We start from the raw sequence: 13,670 nt of genomic DNA, 5'->3' as shown, positions 1-13,670 counted from the left end.
GTGGCTACGTAATGAAATTAAAGCTTTCTGACATTCTGCTTCTTTCAGCCGCGGCTGGCTTTCTGATTCTTTGGATTGCCGAGTACCAACGCACGACGTTTGCCGATAGTTATTGGCTCTTGATGCTGTGTTTAGGATTTTTACTGGCCTTTCAATATTTTAAGAACAAACGGCTCGAACGGGAGAAAGCCGTTTCGCCTACCATTAAACAAATGGTAGAAGACCGAAAGAAGAAAAAGAAATGAAGCATGAAGAGCATAGAACTAATTCTATGCTCTTCATGCTTTAGTCTTCATTAACTATGGAACCTTACGTCCTTTTATTCGGTGCTTTACTTGCTCTGGTGCTTGCTGGTTTTTTTTCGGCGGTTGAGATGGCATACGTATCGGTTAACCGGCTGTATTTTGAACTTCATAGTAAACAGGGGCCTTTGGGGGAAAAATTGGTGTCGGGCTTCATAAAAAACCCGATTTTGTTTGTCGGCACAACGCTAACGGGCAATACGCTCTTTCTGGTGCTCTATGCTGTGTTGGGCGTAACGGTTCTAAATCCGCTCTTAGCCACTATCTTGCCTGCTACGTGGGTAACGCATGAAGCGGTGTCGATTGCTATCGAAACGTTGATTCTAACGGTCATTTTTTTACCATTAGCCGACTACATTCCCAAAAGCCTTGCTTTGATTCATCCCGACCGGTTTCTGGAGAATCTGGCTGTGCCTTTATGGGTTATTTACAAAGCCATTGCTCCCGTTGTTCGGTTGTTGGTGGGAACAGCGCGTTTCTTTATTCGATACGTATTTGGAAAGAAAAATCCTGAGATTCGGCCGGTGTTCGGTATCACGGATTTAAACCAATACCTTCAGCATTTAAATAATCAGAAGACGGATACGGAAGAAACCGTTGACGTAGATACGCAGATTTTCAACAACGCAATCGAGTTCCGTGATGTAAGAGTTCGCGACTGCCTGGTACCCCGAACCGAAATTGCAGCCATCGCTGTCGACGATACGGTTGAGGAATTAAGACAGGCGTTTCAGGATAGCGGACATTCTAAAATTGTTGTCTATCGCGACACGATTGACGATGTTATCGGCTACTGTCATGCATTGGCGCTGTTTAAGAAACCAGCAACGGTTGAGGAAATCATTACGCCAATTATCGTCGTCCCGGAAACAATGCCCGCACAGGATCTACTGTTACGTTTCCTGTCTGAACGGAAGAGCCTGGCGCTGGTGGTCGATGAATTTGGAGGTACGGCCGGCATTGTGAGCGTAGAAGATATGGTTGAACAGATTTTTGGGGAAATTCAGGACGAGTATGATACCAACGAAGACTGGGTTGAGCAGCAGCTCGATGAACGTACCTGGCTGCTGAGTGGCCGACACGAAATCGAGGACCTCAACAAAACCTACGGATGGAACATCCCCATAGGCGATCAGCCGTCAGCCCGGTATGATACGCTTGGCGGTTTGATATTGGCAACGAATGAAGATGTACCTCAGGTTGGTGAGATTATCGAACTTTCTCCCTTTACCTTTACAATCGTCTCCATGGACGGTAGCCGGATTGACACTGTGAAAGTGCACCTTAACAGAGAATAAAGTCAGCTGCCGTCGTTACTAACTGACTTTTCATGAAAATTACGCTGTTTGCCCTACCCTTACTACTCTTAAGCAGTATGACCTCAAAGCCTGACTCAAACCTGAACGTATCAGAATCTAAAGCTGGAATTACAAAAACGTTGTTTGGTACGTTTCCCGACGGCCGTGAAGCCGATTTGTTTACGCTTCAAAATGCCAATGGTATGGTGGCAAAAATCACCAATTATGGGGGCTACATCGTCTCATTGACCGCTCCCAATAAGGCTGGCAAGCAGGAAGATGTAATACTCGGTTTACCGTCTTTCAGCGATTATGCCAAAGGCACTCCCAGCCTGGGACCCATTATCGGGCGATTTGGCAATCGTATCGGAAACGCGAAATTTACACTTGACGGGCAGGAATACACCTTACCGGCGAATAATAACGGAAACACCCTCCACGGCGGCCCTAAAGGTTTCGACAAACAAATCTGGAAGGCTACGACCAATGACGGGAAAGAGCCAGTCTTGATTTTAACTTACCTGTCTAAAGATGGAGAGGAAGGTTTCCCTGGTAATCTAAACGTAGAGGTTCGGTATACGCTTCAAAAAGACAACGCGCTACGTATCGACTACAAAGCCACTACGGATAAGGCTACGGTTATTAATCTGACCAACCACGCTTATTTTAATCTCAGCGGCCTGAAACGGGACATTCTGGACCACGAGGTGATGATTAAAGCCGACAAATTCCTGCCCACGGATGAGAAGCAAATCCCGACAGGTGAGTTAAAACCAGTAGCCGGAACCCCTTTTGATTTCTTAAAACCAACGCTTGTTAGTGCCCACATCAATGATCCCAACGATACGCAGATCAAGTATGGCAAAGGGTATGATCATTGCTGGGTATTTACAGACAAATCTAAATCCCTGAAGTTAGGTGCTACCGTTTACGAGTCAGCTAGTGGCCGGTTTATGGAAATGTACACGACTGAACCCGCTGTACAGCTTTACACCGCCAATAACCTGAATGGTAAGTTAACCGGCATTGGTGGTGTGCCCTATACAAGTCGCTTTGGGCTTTGCCTCGAAACACAACATTTCCCGGATTCGCCGAACAAACCCGATTTCCCAACTACGGTATTACGTCCGGGCGATACGTATAAAAGCACAACAGTCTATAAATTTTCGGTGAAGTAGGGATAGCTGCTTATTTTTGGGGCATCACTTTTCATATCTCTGTGGATTCTTTATCTGTTCAACAAACCGTAGCGCGGCATCTGCTGGCTGTGCAGGCTGTCCGGCTCCGCCCTAGTGAGCCGTTTACCTGGAGTTCCGGTTGGAAGTCCCCTATCTATTGCGATAACCGCGTTACGTTAGCTCACCCCGAGGTTCGTAGCTTTATCAAAAACGCGCTGGCCGATGCGATTCAGCAGCAATTTCCGTCCGTCGAAGTGATTGCGGGCGTGGCTACGGCGGGTATCCCACAGGGCGCTTTGGTGGCTGATGCCTTAAGCCTCCCCTACTGCTACGTTCGTCCTGAACCCAAAGCTCACGGTATGGGCAAGCAGATTGAAGGCCATCTGGCAGTGGACGGTCCGACGGGTCGGCAACGCGTCGTTGTCATTGAAGATTTGATTTCTACGGGTGGAAGTTCGCTCAAAGTGGTCGATGCATTACGTGCGGCTGGAGCTGAGGTAGTAGGCATGGCCGCTATTTTCACGTATGGGTTTCCACTAGCCGACCAAAATTTTGCAGCTAAGAACGTTCCACTGGTTTGTCTCAGCAATTACGATACGTTGTTAACCGAAGCTCAGACACTTAATTATATTCCCGCTGAAGCGCTCGACTCGCTCGCTGCCTGGCGACAAAATCCGTCTGAGTGGGGTAAGTAAAATTCTAGATTGCACTGGGTTTAGGCCCGGTGCAATCGCAAAAAAGACTTATAATTGCTTATGAGCGAAGGGGCACAAAATCCAGCACCAGACATTACCAAAACCTACACGAACGGCGAAATTACGGTAGTCTGGAAACCGAACGTCTGCGTTCATTCGAAAGTCTGCTGGACGCAGTTGATTGAGGTATTCAATCCAAAGAAGCGTCCGTGGGTGAATATGGCGGGAGCTTCTACCCAACGTATCGCCGAACAGGTAGATCGTTGCCCATCGGGTGCATTAAGCTATTTTCGAAACGAAGAACCTCAGCAACCGGAAACTGTTCAGGCAGAAAGTCTGGTTGAACCTGTTCCTAACGGTCCGCTATTGGTGTATGGCAACCTCCGCGTGAAAGATGCCGAGGGACATGAGACTCAGAAAAACAAAGTCACGGCTTTTTGCCGGTGCGGTGCCAGCAGCAATAAACCGTATTGCGACGGTTCACATTTGAAAGTAGGGTTTGTAGGGTGATGTGATAATGCTGGGCATTTGTATCGAATTACTATTGGTTAATACGTAACCGATTGTGCACGAGTCTCCGGTTCCTGCAGACTCGTTTCTAAGAACTTTCTAAGAATTGCTTAAGGCCATTTTAAGCCAATGGCTCGTCTTTTGTGGTAGTACCAGGCTCTGCAGAGCACAAAAACTACATGAGCAATCTTGACGGAACGTTTAAACGACTAATTATTGTAGCCTATCGATTACCATTCAGTATCAAAAAAACACAAGAGGGAATTACTCTTTTTCAGAACTCAGGCGGACTTGTGTCAGCTGTTCTGTCAATGGCGGAGCAAATGGGGAAAGCTTCCGATGGCAATGCTCCCAAGATTCACTGGATTGGTCATTGCGACAACAATCTGAAAGACATTCACCAGTCGGCCTTTGAGAACGAGCACTTTGTAGCGCATCCGGTTTTCGTGGATGATGACGTGCATCAAGCATTTTATGAAGGCTTTTGCAACGATTTAATCTGGCCGCTCTTCCACTATTTTCCCTCATACGCTACGTTCCAGGAAAGTTACTTCGATGCCTATCAGCAGGTAAATACCCACTTTCTGGAAGAAGTTACGTCAATTATGGAGCCTGGCGATCTGGTCTGGATTCATGATTCGCAGTTGATGTTACTACCCGGCCTGGTTCGAAACGATATACCGGATGCCACCATCGGCTACTTCTTTCACATTCCCTTTCCAACGTATGAGATTTTCAAACTGCTGCCACGGGTCTGGCGGCAGGCCTTACTCGATGGCATTCTAGGCTCGGACGTCGTTGGTTTTCATACGGCTGACTACGTACAGCATTTTCTCCAGAACGTATCTGACGTATTAGGACTGCCGATCATTAATCAGCGAGTCGTACTGGATAATCGCTCGGTTTTAGTTGGTGACTTCCCGATCAGTATTGATTTCACAAAGTTTGATGAAGCCAGCCAAAGTAAGGCTGTTGCAAAAATCCGAAAACAGAATCAGCAACTTCTGCGGCAGAATAAGATTATTTTTTCAGTTGACCGATTAGACTACGCCAAAGGAATTACGTATCGACTTCAGGGATACGAGCGATTCCTGACCCAGAACGCTAACTGGCACGGCAGGGTTACGTTTGTTATGACGGTAGTACCTTCTCGTGATAAAATCAGTCACTATCAGGAGATTAAACGAGAAATTGAAGAAACCGTCGGACGTATCAATGGCTTATTTGGTACAGTCGGCTGGACGCCTGTCATCTATTCTTACTTATCACTGACCTTTACCGAGTTGCTAGCCTTTTACACAGGCTGCGACGTAGCACTCATCACCCCCATTCGCGACGGGATGAATCTGGTCTGTAAAGAGTTTATCGCCAGCCGCCGGGACAATCAGGGCGTACTAATTTTGAGCGAACTGGCGGGAGCGGCTCAGGAATTAGCGGATGCGCTAATTATTAATCCAACGGATACGCAGGAAGTCGCATCGGCGATAAAAGAGGCTCTGGAAATGGCTCCCGACGAACAGGCACGACGCCTGAAACCGATGCGTCAGCACATACAGAATCATAACGTATTTCGGTGGAGTCATAATTTTCTGGCTGCTTTTGGCCAACAGTCAGAGAAGCCAGTGCTGGAAACAAGCTTACCCGTTGAGTCTTTTATCGAAGCTTATTCAAACGCTACCCGCCGGCTGTTGCTGCTTGATTTTGACGGTACGTTGTCTCCACTCGTCGACGATCCCGCTCAGGCCTATCTGTCAACAACCTTACGACCTGTTTTGCGCCGGTTAGCCCAAAACAGCGATCTGGTTATTATCAGCGGACGGGACCGGGCTTTTCTGTCCAGTACATTTACGGATTTACCTGTTACGCTGGTTGCCGAACATGGTGCTTTTAGTAAGAAAGCCGATCAGGACTGGCAGCAACTTGATCTGGAGGATCAAAGCTGGGTTGAGCCGATTCGGGCAACGATGAATGAATACAGTGACGCTCACACCTGCTCATTTGTTGAAGAAAAAGAAACCGCCATTGCCTGGCATTACCGTATGGTCCAGAACGACGACATCGAAGGCAAAGCGGTTGAGTTGGCGACTCGCTTACGTAGCACGCCCACATCAACCAAACTAACTGTTATTCAGGGCAGTAAAGTAATCGAAGTTAAAACGGCACACCATAGCAAGGGCACCATCGCCCAAAAACTCTATGAACAGGCGGCCTATGATTTTATTGTCAGTATTGGCGATGATACTACCGACGAAGATATGTTTCGCCAGTTGCCCAACTGGGCTTATACTTTGAAAGTTGGCGCCGGGATGTCCTTTGCCCGCTACCGACTGGCGCGACAGCAGGACGTAGAGATACTTTTGCAACGTATCGATGAAGCTACCCAGGCTATTTAGTTTAGTAGAACAGCGAACACGGAGTCTGTTACACTCGTGAGGTCAGGTTTAAGAACCTGACCTCACTGAAAATAACGCCTTAACCAAAAGTGTTCTTTATGACTCTGTGGTCAACTTTACTTTACGGTTTCGTCGGAGTAGGACTTGATTCGCGGTTTAGCTGATGAATTAAGCCGCTCAATTTCTTTTTTCTTTTCGAACCGATCCATCAATTTCCTGTAATGAGGAGGTAACAGGCCGGTGCCAGATGATTGGCATCCAAACCAGGCGCTCGTAAAATAACTCATACCCCCTACTATACTAATAACGATGGTCGCAATGAAGAAAACAGCCATGGATTTGCTGGTTTATGACCACAGCCGGTGATCCTGTTACGTATCATCGACTCAAGTCAGTTATTAACGGAAGCATTTACCAACATGCTCATTTCCGGCAAAGTAGGGTCGAGTAATAAGGAAGAACTTAACGAAACCTTAGAATTTCATTAGATACCGAAATTCACGTCGCATACAAACGAGTTGATAACCAGAACTACTTTATGGTGTTATTACCTTGATTTACTCATTGCATTCTACACACAATACGTACGCCTTACCATGAAACTCCTGGTCGTTGAAGATGAACCCAAAACGCTGCAAGCTATCCAGCAGGGTCTGGAAGAAAGTCAGTTTGAGGTAGACATTGCCTACGACGGACTGATTGCCAGACGGCTGGCCCTGAAGAACAACTACGCGGCCATCATCACCGACGTAATCATACCGGGGCTGAATGGGTTTGAACTTTGTCGACAATTACGTTCGGAGGGATTGACAACGCCTATTTTGTTACTGACAGCGATGGGCGAAGTAGACGATAAAATTTCAGGTTTCGACTCCGGTGCCGACCAGTATCTGACGAAACCATTCCAATTTTCTGAACTGCTGGCTCGGGTACGGGCGCTGACGAAACGAGGTACGCAGGTAGCTATGACGTTTCAGATGTTACGATATGGAGGAGTTGAGATGAATCTGGATGCCAAAACCGTTACGCGCGATGGCCAGCCGATTGACCTGACTGCCCGCGAGTTTGCGCTGCTAGAGTTTCTGATGCGCAACCAGGGTCGAGTTTTGTCGAAACCCGCCATTGCCGAGCATGTATGGGATCAGAATTTCGACACAAACACGAACGTAGTGGAAGTGTACATCAACTATCTCCGCAAAAAAATGGACCGAGGTTTCCCAAAAAAACTGATTCATACCCACTTCGGCATGGGCTATATTTTTAAAGAGGAATAAAGGGCATGGGGCAAAGGGGGTTGGGCAGAGGGTTAAAACTATGGTCCATGCCCTCTGCCCACCCCCCTTTGCCCCATGCCATACTTCGCCATGACCATTCGCAATCGGCTGACGTTACGTTTCACAGGCTTGGTTTCCAGCATTTTGCTGCTGGCCTTTGTGAGCATCTATGCCTTCTGCTGGTATTTTATTTCGTTAGACTTTTACCGGCGGCTTGACCGGAAGGCGAATACAGCGGGTGAGATGTTGATTCGGCATCGGCTGGATGCACAGCTTATCCGGCAACTGGGTCGTATTCGGAAAGACCAGTTACCGAACCAGAAAATTATGGCGTTCGACAATCGGGATTCTGCCATTTTCACTTCGAACGATACGTTGCTCTTAACGATACCCAAGTCCGTATTGGCAAGCATTCGGAAAAACAAACGAAAAGATTTTCAGCAGGGTAGCTACTACGTAACGGGTATTCGGTTCATGACCGCATCAGGCCAGTATGTCGTAGTAGCCAGTGCCGTGAACGTTTATGGCGATGAGTTTTTACGTAACCTATTATGGTCGTTGATGGGCTTGTTTTGCCTGATTGCGGGGATCACGGCGTTTTCTGGCTGGTTCTTTGCCGGTGACGCGCTACGTCCGATGCAGCAGATCGACCGAACCGTCAGTAATATATTCCCGCATAATCGGGATGAACGATTACTCATTGACAGAGACGACGACGAGATTCGCCGATTATCCGTAACGATCAATCGCTTACTGGACCGTATTGCCGAATCGTTTCGGTTACAGCGCATGTTTGTAGCCAACGTATCGCACGAATTGAAAAACCCACTTACCCAGATCAGTTCGCAGCTCGAAGTCAGCCTTCTGAATCAGCGAGAGCCCGAAGCCTACCGACAAACGATTCGTTCGGTATTGGATGATGTGCGGGATCTATCAAATCTTACTCACGAGTTATTACAACTTTCGCAGGTAAGTCAGGACGATGCTGTCGGGTTGCTTACGGACGTTGTTCGCATGGACGAACTTGTCTGGGATATTCGCGACAATGTCAACGGGATCAACTCACGATACCAGGTAGTGGTAGGCTTCGGTCCCCTACCCGACGATCCTGACCAGTTGACTGTTCGGGGAAACAAAACACTGTTGACAACAGCCTTGAAAAACCTGACGGAAAATGCCTGCAAATTCTCTGATGATGGCCAGGCTTTGGTACACGTTACGTTTGATCGGGATAGGCTGAAAATCAGCGTTGAGAACAACGGAAAACCGATTCCACTTACAGACCTGCCGTATATTTTTGAACCTTTTTTCCGAAGTCGCCAAACGGCCGATGTACGCGGCTACGGCGTAGGCTTATCGCTGGTTGAACGCATCATCCGGTTGCACAGAGGACGTATCGACGTTCGTTCAAAGGATGGTAGCCCTACGGTTTTTCAGATCGAGATACCCCGTTGACATTATTAATCTAAGCAGATTCTAAGGAATTTTTCAGTGAATCCTAAGTTGGGTATGTCACCTTTGATTATACCGTAACGGATTTCTGTGTTCCAATTCCATTGCTATGACCAACGAGAAATCGCTCAACTTTTATTCCTCGTCTCTACCACCGATTCGCGTCGGTCTGAATCCGAAACGAAATAAAATGACGGACTCATTCGATGATGAACCGCCCAAACCCGATTGGCTTGTTTTGTTGATGAGTGCGTTTTTCTTGCTAACTCTCCTGATTGCCTGGCTGGTTGATATTCCGGGCTTGCTACGTTAACGCAAATCAAATTTGACGACAACTGACGCATTATGTTTTTGCGCTACGTAAGCTTTCAATAGTTGCAGAACAGGTAAACGCGCTTAGTACACCCTGGGTTTTTTCTAAGACAATTCTAATAAATCCTTAAGCCGCTTCTTAACTCTATGTTGCATTTTGCATCAACTTTATCGAGTACCCGCTTAAACAGTAATTACTTTTTTCGTAGTTGAATATGTCTTTACCGCTATCGGAGCCAGATCTCTGATAGCGGTTTTTTATTCGACTCAATCGGTCAACATCGACTTTAGGTCAGATGCGTGGGTCGGATAGGCAAACAACGTATCTCCCAGCTCTTTAGCGGTAATACCGTGTTTCATAGCCAGTGTGAACAAATTAATCACTTCGTCAAAACCCGAACCTAATAGGTGCGCTCCTAAAATCTGATCCGTTTCTTTGTCAACAATGGTTTTAAATCCCGTAAATGGCTCATTGATCCGTCGGCTAACGTACCAGTCGGCCGTTTCCTGAAAGGTTACGTGTACGTTACGTCCCTGTTCACGAGCCTGCTCTTCGTTTAAGCCAATAGAGGCCAGAGGTGGCACCGTAAATACCGCTGTTGGAATTGGATCATTTGAAAAAGTTCGCCGATTGCCTTTCAGAATGTTTTCTGCGACGATGCGTCCATCATAGGATGCCAGCGGAGTAAGCGGTAAGCCTTTGTCGGCTACATCGCCACACGCATATACCATCGGATTTGATACACTTTGCAGAAATTCATTAACCGTCACACCCTTCTTCCCCATATCAACATTTCCCTTTTCCAGGGCAAGCTCCGCTACGTCAGCTACCCGACCAGCGGCATGAACAACCAGATTTGCCGTTGCTGTATGGCTTGCTCCATCGCGCTCATATTGAACGGCTAACGTACCGGGTTCATCTTCCACAGCCGTTACTTTTGCTTCAAGCACAATAAAAATACCGATAGCCCGCATGGCTTTCACCAATAGATCAACCAGATCGGCATCAAAGCCCTCCAGCGGACGTTTGCCCTGATGAAGAATCGTTACTTTCGATCCTGCGCGGGCAGCAATGTGGGCAAACTCAAAAGCAATATATCCACCTCCAATCATGATAATTTCATGAGGGAGTTCGGGCAACTCCAGAAAGCCCGTGCTGTCGGTCAGCAAGTTCTCGCCCGGAATGTTCAGCGGTTGCGGGCGTTGCCCCGTAGCAATAACAATATACGCTGCCTGCAGCTCGTCATCGCCAACCCGGATGGAATTTGGCGACAGAAACGTAGCGGCACCGTGAAACATAGTCATGCCCTGACCCGCAAATTTTTCTTCCGTGTTTTCCGGTATTGGGTCCGTAAATGTTTTCTTAAACCGCATCAGATCAGCCCAATTGATGCTCGCTTTGGCGTTGATTCCTTTTCCAAGCATCTGTTCCGACCGGGCAACAAGTTCAGCGGCTCCTACCAGCACTTTTTTAGGGTCGCAGCCGCGTTGTGAGCACGTACCCCCGAAGGGTAATTTATCAATGATGGCCACAGACTTTCCAGCCTCACGACCCTTTTCAGCGACCGTTTTTCCGGCCGATCCGGTACCAATAACAATGAGGTCGAATAACTGCATACTAAATAACAACGTAGTGAATGTATATCCATAACTATTGAAAGTTGATTAGGTCTGCAATACGGAGAGAAGTTTGTATTAAAATATACAGACAATAAGACAAGCGGCTAATTTTAAGGACAACGGGGATTGAATTAAGTACGCACGTAAGCACTCATAAACTTATTCGTATATTTAACCCTTCTCTGTACATTTGACTACTAAATAGCTGTTTGAATAAACTTAATAAGGTAATTTAAACTAGCTGCCTGCTTGTCTTTATAGACTAGTTTTGAAAATTCTGACTGTAAATGAGTTTAAACTCCTCAAAGCAAATCAAATCTTCTCTTCCTTCATTACTTAAATCTCCCACCGGTATTCCTGGCTTAGATGAGATAACTGGCGGTGGCTTACCTAAAGGTCGCCCGACCCTAATATGTGGGGGCACAGGCTGCGGAAAAACCTTGTTTTCTATTGAGTTTATTGTCCGGGGGGCTATCGAGTTCAATGAGCCGGGGGTGTTTATGGCCTTTGAAGAAAAAACAGAAGAACTGGCAGCCAACGTAGCGTCACTCGGGTTTGACCTGGATCAGCTTCAGAAAGATGAACGTATCAAACTCGATTACGTCCATATTGACCGCAACGAAATCGAAGAAACCGGCGAGTACGATCTGGAAGGACTTTTTATTCGATTGGGGTATGCAATCGACAGCATCGGGGCGAAACGAGTGGTGTTGGACACGATCGAAAACCTATTCGCGAACCTCAACAACGAGGGTATCCTCCGTAGTGAAATCAGGCGGCTTTTTAACTGGCTGAAAGAAAAAGGAGTAACGACCATCATTACCGGCGAAAAGGGAGAAGGTACATTAACCCGGAATGGTCTTGAGGAATACGTATCAGACTGCGTCATTCTGCTGGATCACCGAATAAACAATCAGATTTCAACCCGATTATTACGGATCGTCAAATACCGGGGGTCAGCCCACGGCACCAACGAATATCCATTCCTGATTGATGAAGACGGGCTTTCCGTTCTCCCCGTTACGTCGCTGACACTCGATCATGCGGTTACGACTGAACGGATCTCATCAGGCATTCCGTCGCTGGATAAAATGCTGGAAGGAAAAGGCTTTTATAGAGGCAGCAGCATTCTGGTATCCGGAACGGCCGGAACCGGCAAAACCAGCATTGCGGGCAGTTTTGCCCAGGCAACCTGTCAACGTGGCGAACGCTGTATCTACTTTGCGTTTGAAGAATCTCCGAATCAGATTGTCCGGAATATGCGGTCGATTGGTTTTGATCTTCAGGTACATATTGATGCAGGGTTGCTCCAGTTTCATGCTTCCCGACCAACGCTCAATGGATTGGAAATGCACCTGGTCACCATTCATAAGCTCATTCGGGAATTTAAGCCGCAGGTCGTTGTTGTCGACCCGATCACAAACCTGATCACGGTTGGCTCAATCAGTGAGGTTCGCTCGATGCTGATGCGCCTGATTGACTTTCTGCAAGCCGAGCAGATTACGGTTGTGTTTACGGCTTTGTCAATGAACACAGTTGTCGGCGAGCAAACCGACGAAGGCGTCTCATCGTTGGTAGATGCCTGGCTGTTAGTGCGGGATATTGAGTCCAATGGCGAACGTAACCGGGGAATGTATATCATGAAATCGCGGGGCATGAAGCATTCGAATCAGGTCCGGGAGTTTGTCATCACGAACGAAGGCCTGGAACTGGTTGACGTCTATTTAGGCGCCGAGGGCGTATTGATCGGATCAGCTCGGGAAGCCCAGCAGTTGCAGGAGGCAACCGGTGTAGCCTTACGTGATCATGCTGTTACGCGTAAAGATCGGGAGGTCGAGCGAAAACGGCTGGTGCTGGAATCTAAAATTGCCAGTCTGCGGGAAGAGTTCGAGTCGGTGCAGGAAGAATTAAATAAAGCGTTTGTTGATGAAGAACTGCGCCAGGCGATTATGGAACGGAACCGGGAGCAGATCATCCGGAATCGGCATAATGATCAATAAGTAGCTCACCCCCTTGATGCATGCAGTGATGAATGAAGAAAAAGACATTTGGGAGTTACGGCTATATATTGCCGGAAAAACAGCCAAGTCCGTTACGGCCCTGGCCAATTTAAAGCGGTATTGCGAAGAACACTTGAAGGATCGTTACGTTATAGAAGTAATTGATTTGTTAACCAAACCACAACTAGCCGCTGGCGACCAGATTCTGGCGGTACCGACACTGGTAAAAAAAGTCCCGGAACCCATTCGTAAAATTATCGGGGATCTGTCGAATGAAGAAAAAGTGTTAGTAGGATTAGATATTCGTTCGACGAAAAAATAAGATGATAGAGCCATCTACGATAGGTGATTTGAATCTGGATGGCGATGAAGAGCCGTATATACTACGTCTATTTGTCACGGGTGCCTCGAGCAATTCGATTCGGGCCATCACGAATATAAAACAGATCTGCGACACCTACTTGGCAGATCGTTACTCGCTGGAAATCGTTGATGTGCACCAACAAAAACAAATTGCCGAACAGGAACAAATCATTGCGTTACCAATGCTTATCAAGTACTCACCCTTACCCAGGCGTCGATTGATTGGTGACATGTCGGATACCCAGCACGTACTTACTGGATTAGGATTATAGG

14 protein-coding genes are annotated in these 13,670 nt (G+C 47.2%); 12 read left to right on the top strand and 2 right to left on the bottom strand.

Annotated elements, in window-relative coordinates:
* Positions 1-11: 11 nt before the first annotated feature.
* The 6 genes from IC230_RS22315 to IC230_RS22290 all read left to right on the top strand — a co-directional run bounded on the left by IC230_RS22315 (position 12) and on the right by IC230_RS22290 (position 6,376).
* On the top strand, positions 12-245 hold the full coding sequence (locus tag IC230_RS22315; RefSeq protein WP_191041281.1) for a hypothetical protein: 234 nt from the start codon (positions 12-14) through the stop codon (positions 243-245).
* Between the two features lie 56 nt (positions 246-301).
* Positions 302-1,600: a hemolysin family protein gene (locus tag IC230_RS22310; RefSeq protein WP_191041280.1), complete on the top strand. Its 1,299-nt coding sequence runs from the start codon at positions 302-304 to the stop codon at positions 1,598-1,600.
* 32 nt (positions 1,601-1,632) lie between these two features.
* A complete protein-coding gene (locus IC230_RS22305; protein ID WP_191041279.1) occupies positions 1,633-2,778 on the top strand; it encodes an aldose epimerase family protein in 1,146 nt (381 codons plus the stop codon).
* A 35-nt stretch (positions 2,779-2,813) separates the two neighbouring features.
* Entirely contained in the window at positions 2,814-3,473 is a 660-nt protein-coding gene (pyrE, locus tag IC230_RS22300; RefSeq protein WP_394355504.1) for an orotate phosphoribosyltransferase, read from the top strand.
* A 60-nt stretch (positions 3,474-3,533) separates the two neighbouring features.
* Complete coding sequence (locus IC230_RS22295) at positions 3,534-3,983, top strand: (4Fe-4S)-binding protein (RefSeq protein ID WP_191041277.1); 450 nt, start codon at positions 3,534-3,536, stop codon at positions 3,981-3,983.
* A 179-nt stretch (positions 3,984-4,162) separates the two neighbouring features.
* The gene (locus IC230_RS22290) at positions 4,163-6,376 is read left to right on the top strand and encodes a bifunctional alpha,alpha-trehalose-phosphate synthase (UDP-forming)/trehalose-phosphatase (RefSeq protein ID WP_191041276.1); all 2,214 of its coding nucleotides are present in this window, start codon (positions 4,163-4,165) and stop codon (positions 6,374-6,376) included.
* A 116-nt stretch (positions 6,377-6,492) separates the two neighbouring features.
* On the opposite strand, the gene IC230_RS22285 is transcribed toward IC230_RS22290, so the two are convergent.
* The gene (locus tag IC230_RS22285; RefSeq protein WP_191041275.1) at positions 6,493-6,711 is read right to left on the bottom strand and encodes a hypothetical protein; all 219 of its coding nucleotides are present in this window, start codon (positions 6,709-6,711) and stop codon (positions 6,493-6,495) included.
* Between the two features lie 261 nt (positions 6,712-6,972).
* On the opposite strand from IC230_RS22285, the gene IC230_RS22280 reads away from it, so the two are divergent.
* The 3 genes from IC230_RS22280 to IC230_RS22270 all read left to right on the top strand — a co-directional run bounded on the left by IC230_RS22280 (position 6,973) and on the right by IC230_RS22270 (position 9,415).
* Positions 6,973-7,650, top strand: a complete 678-nt coding sequence (locus IC230_RS22280) for a response regulator transcription factor (RefSeq protein ID WP_191041274.1) — start codon at positions 6,973-6,975, stop codon at positions 7,648-7,650.
* A 90-nt stretch (positions 7,651-7,740) separates the two neighbouring features.
* A complete protein-coding gene (locus IC230_RS22275) occupies positions 7,741-9,105 on the top strand; it encodes a sensor histidine kinase (protein WP_191041475.1) in 1,365 nt (454 codons plus the stop codon).
* 106 nt (positions 9,106-9,211) lie between these two features.
* On the top strand, positions 9,212-9,415 hold the full coding sequence (locus tag IC230_RS22270) for a hypothetical protein (protein WP_191041273.1): 204 nt from the start codon (positions 9,212-9,214) through the stop codon (positions 9,413-9,415).
* Positions 9,416-9,681: 266 nt separating this feature from the next.
* On the opposite strand, the gene IC230_RS22265 is transcribed toward IC230_RS22270, so the two are convergent.
* Entirely contained in the window at positions 9,682-11,031 is a 1,350-nt protein-coding gene (locus tag IC230_RS22265; protein ID WP_191041272.1) for a dihydrolipoyl dehydrogenase family protein, read from the bottom strand.
* A gap of 290 nt (positions 11,032-11,321) precedes the next feature.
* Between IC230_RS22265 and kaiC the strand changes: the two genes are divergently transcribed.
* The 3 genes from kaiC to IC230_RS22250 are packed head-to-tail and all read left to right on the top strand — an operon-like array spanning position 11,322 to position 13,669.
* Entirely contained in the window at positions 11,322-13,034 is a 1,713-nt protein-coding gene (gene kaiC / locus IC230_RS22260) for a circadian clock protein KaiC (RefSeq protein WP_191041271.1), read from the top strand.
* A gap of 16 nt (positions 13,035-13,050) precedes the next feature.
* Positions 13,051-13,356 carry a circadian clock KaiB family protein gene (locus tag IC230_RS22255; protein WP_223860777.1) on the top strand — a complete coding sequence of 102 codons (306 nt, stop codon included), beginning with the start codon at positions 13,051-13,053 and terminating at the stop codon, positions 13,354-13,356.
* 1 nt (position 13,357) lies between these two features.
* Entirely contained in the window at positions 13,358-13,669 is a 312-nt protein-coding gene (locus IC230_RS22250) for a circadian clock KaiB family protein (RefSeq protein ID WP_191041270.1), read from the top strand.
* Position 13,670 lies beyond the last annotated feature (1 nt).

Source organism: Spirosoma validum, assembly GCF_014699035.1.
Taxonomy (GTDB): domain Bacteria; phylum Bacteroidota; class Bacteroidia; order Cytophagales; family Spirosomataceae; genus Spirosoma; species Spirosoma validum.
This window is presented reverse-complemented; position numbering and strand designations above follow the sequence as displayed.

Coding starts and splice junctions, on each gene's coding strand:
- IC230_RS22275 (WP_191041475.1), top strand. CDS start 7,741: ATGACCATTCGCAATCGGCTGACGTTACGTTTCACAGGCTTGGTTTCC.
- IC230_RS22305 (WP_191041279.1), top strand. CDS start 1,633: ATGAAAATTACGCTGTTTGCCCTACCCTTACTACTCTTAAGCAGTATG.
- IC230_RS22255 (WP_223860777.1), top strand. CDS start 13,051: ATGCATGCAGTGATGAATGAAGAAAAAGACATTTGGGAGTTACGGCTA.
- kaiC (WP_191041271.1), top strand. CDS start 11,322: ATGAGTTTAAACTCCTCAAAGCAAATCAAATCTTCTCTTCCTTCATTA.
- IC230_RS22280 (WP_191041274.1), top strand. CDS start 6,973: ATGAAACTCCTGGTCGTTGAAGATGAACCCAAAACGCTGCAAGCTATC.
- IC230_RS22250 (WP_191041270.1), top strand. CDS start 13,358: ATGATAGAGCCATCTACGATAGGTGATTTGAATCTGGATGGCGATGAA.
- IC230_RS22295 (WP_191041277.1), top strand. CDS start 3,534: ATGAGCGAAGGGGCACAAAATCCAGCACCAGACATTACCAAAACCTAC.
- IC230_RS22310 (WP_191041280.1), top strand. CDS start 302: ATGGAACCTTACGTCCTTTTATTCGGTGCTTTACTTGCTCTGGTGCTT.
- IC230_RS22290 (WP_191041276.1), top strand. CDS start 4,163: ATGAGCAATCTTGACGGAACGTTTAAACGACTAATTATTGTAGCCTAT.
- IC230_RS22270 (WP_191041273.1), top strand. CDS start 9,212: ATGACCAACGAGAAATCGCTCAACTTTTATTCCTCGTCTCTACCACCG.
- IC230_RS22285 (WP_191041275.1), bottom strand. CDS start 6,711: ATGGCTGTTTTCTTCATTGCGACCATCGTTATTAGTATAGTAGGGGGT.
- IC230_RS22315 (WP_191041281.1), top strand. CDS start 12: ATGAAATTAAAGCTTTCTGACATTCTGCTTCTTTCAGCCGCGGCTGGC.
- IC230_RS22265 (WP_191041272.1), bottom strand. CDS start 11,031: ATGCAGTTATTCGACCTCATTGTTATTGGTACCGGATCGGCCGGAAAA.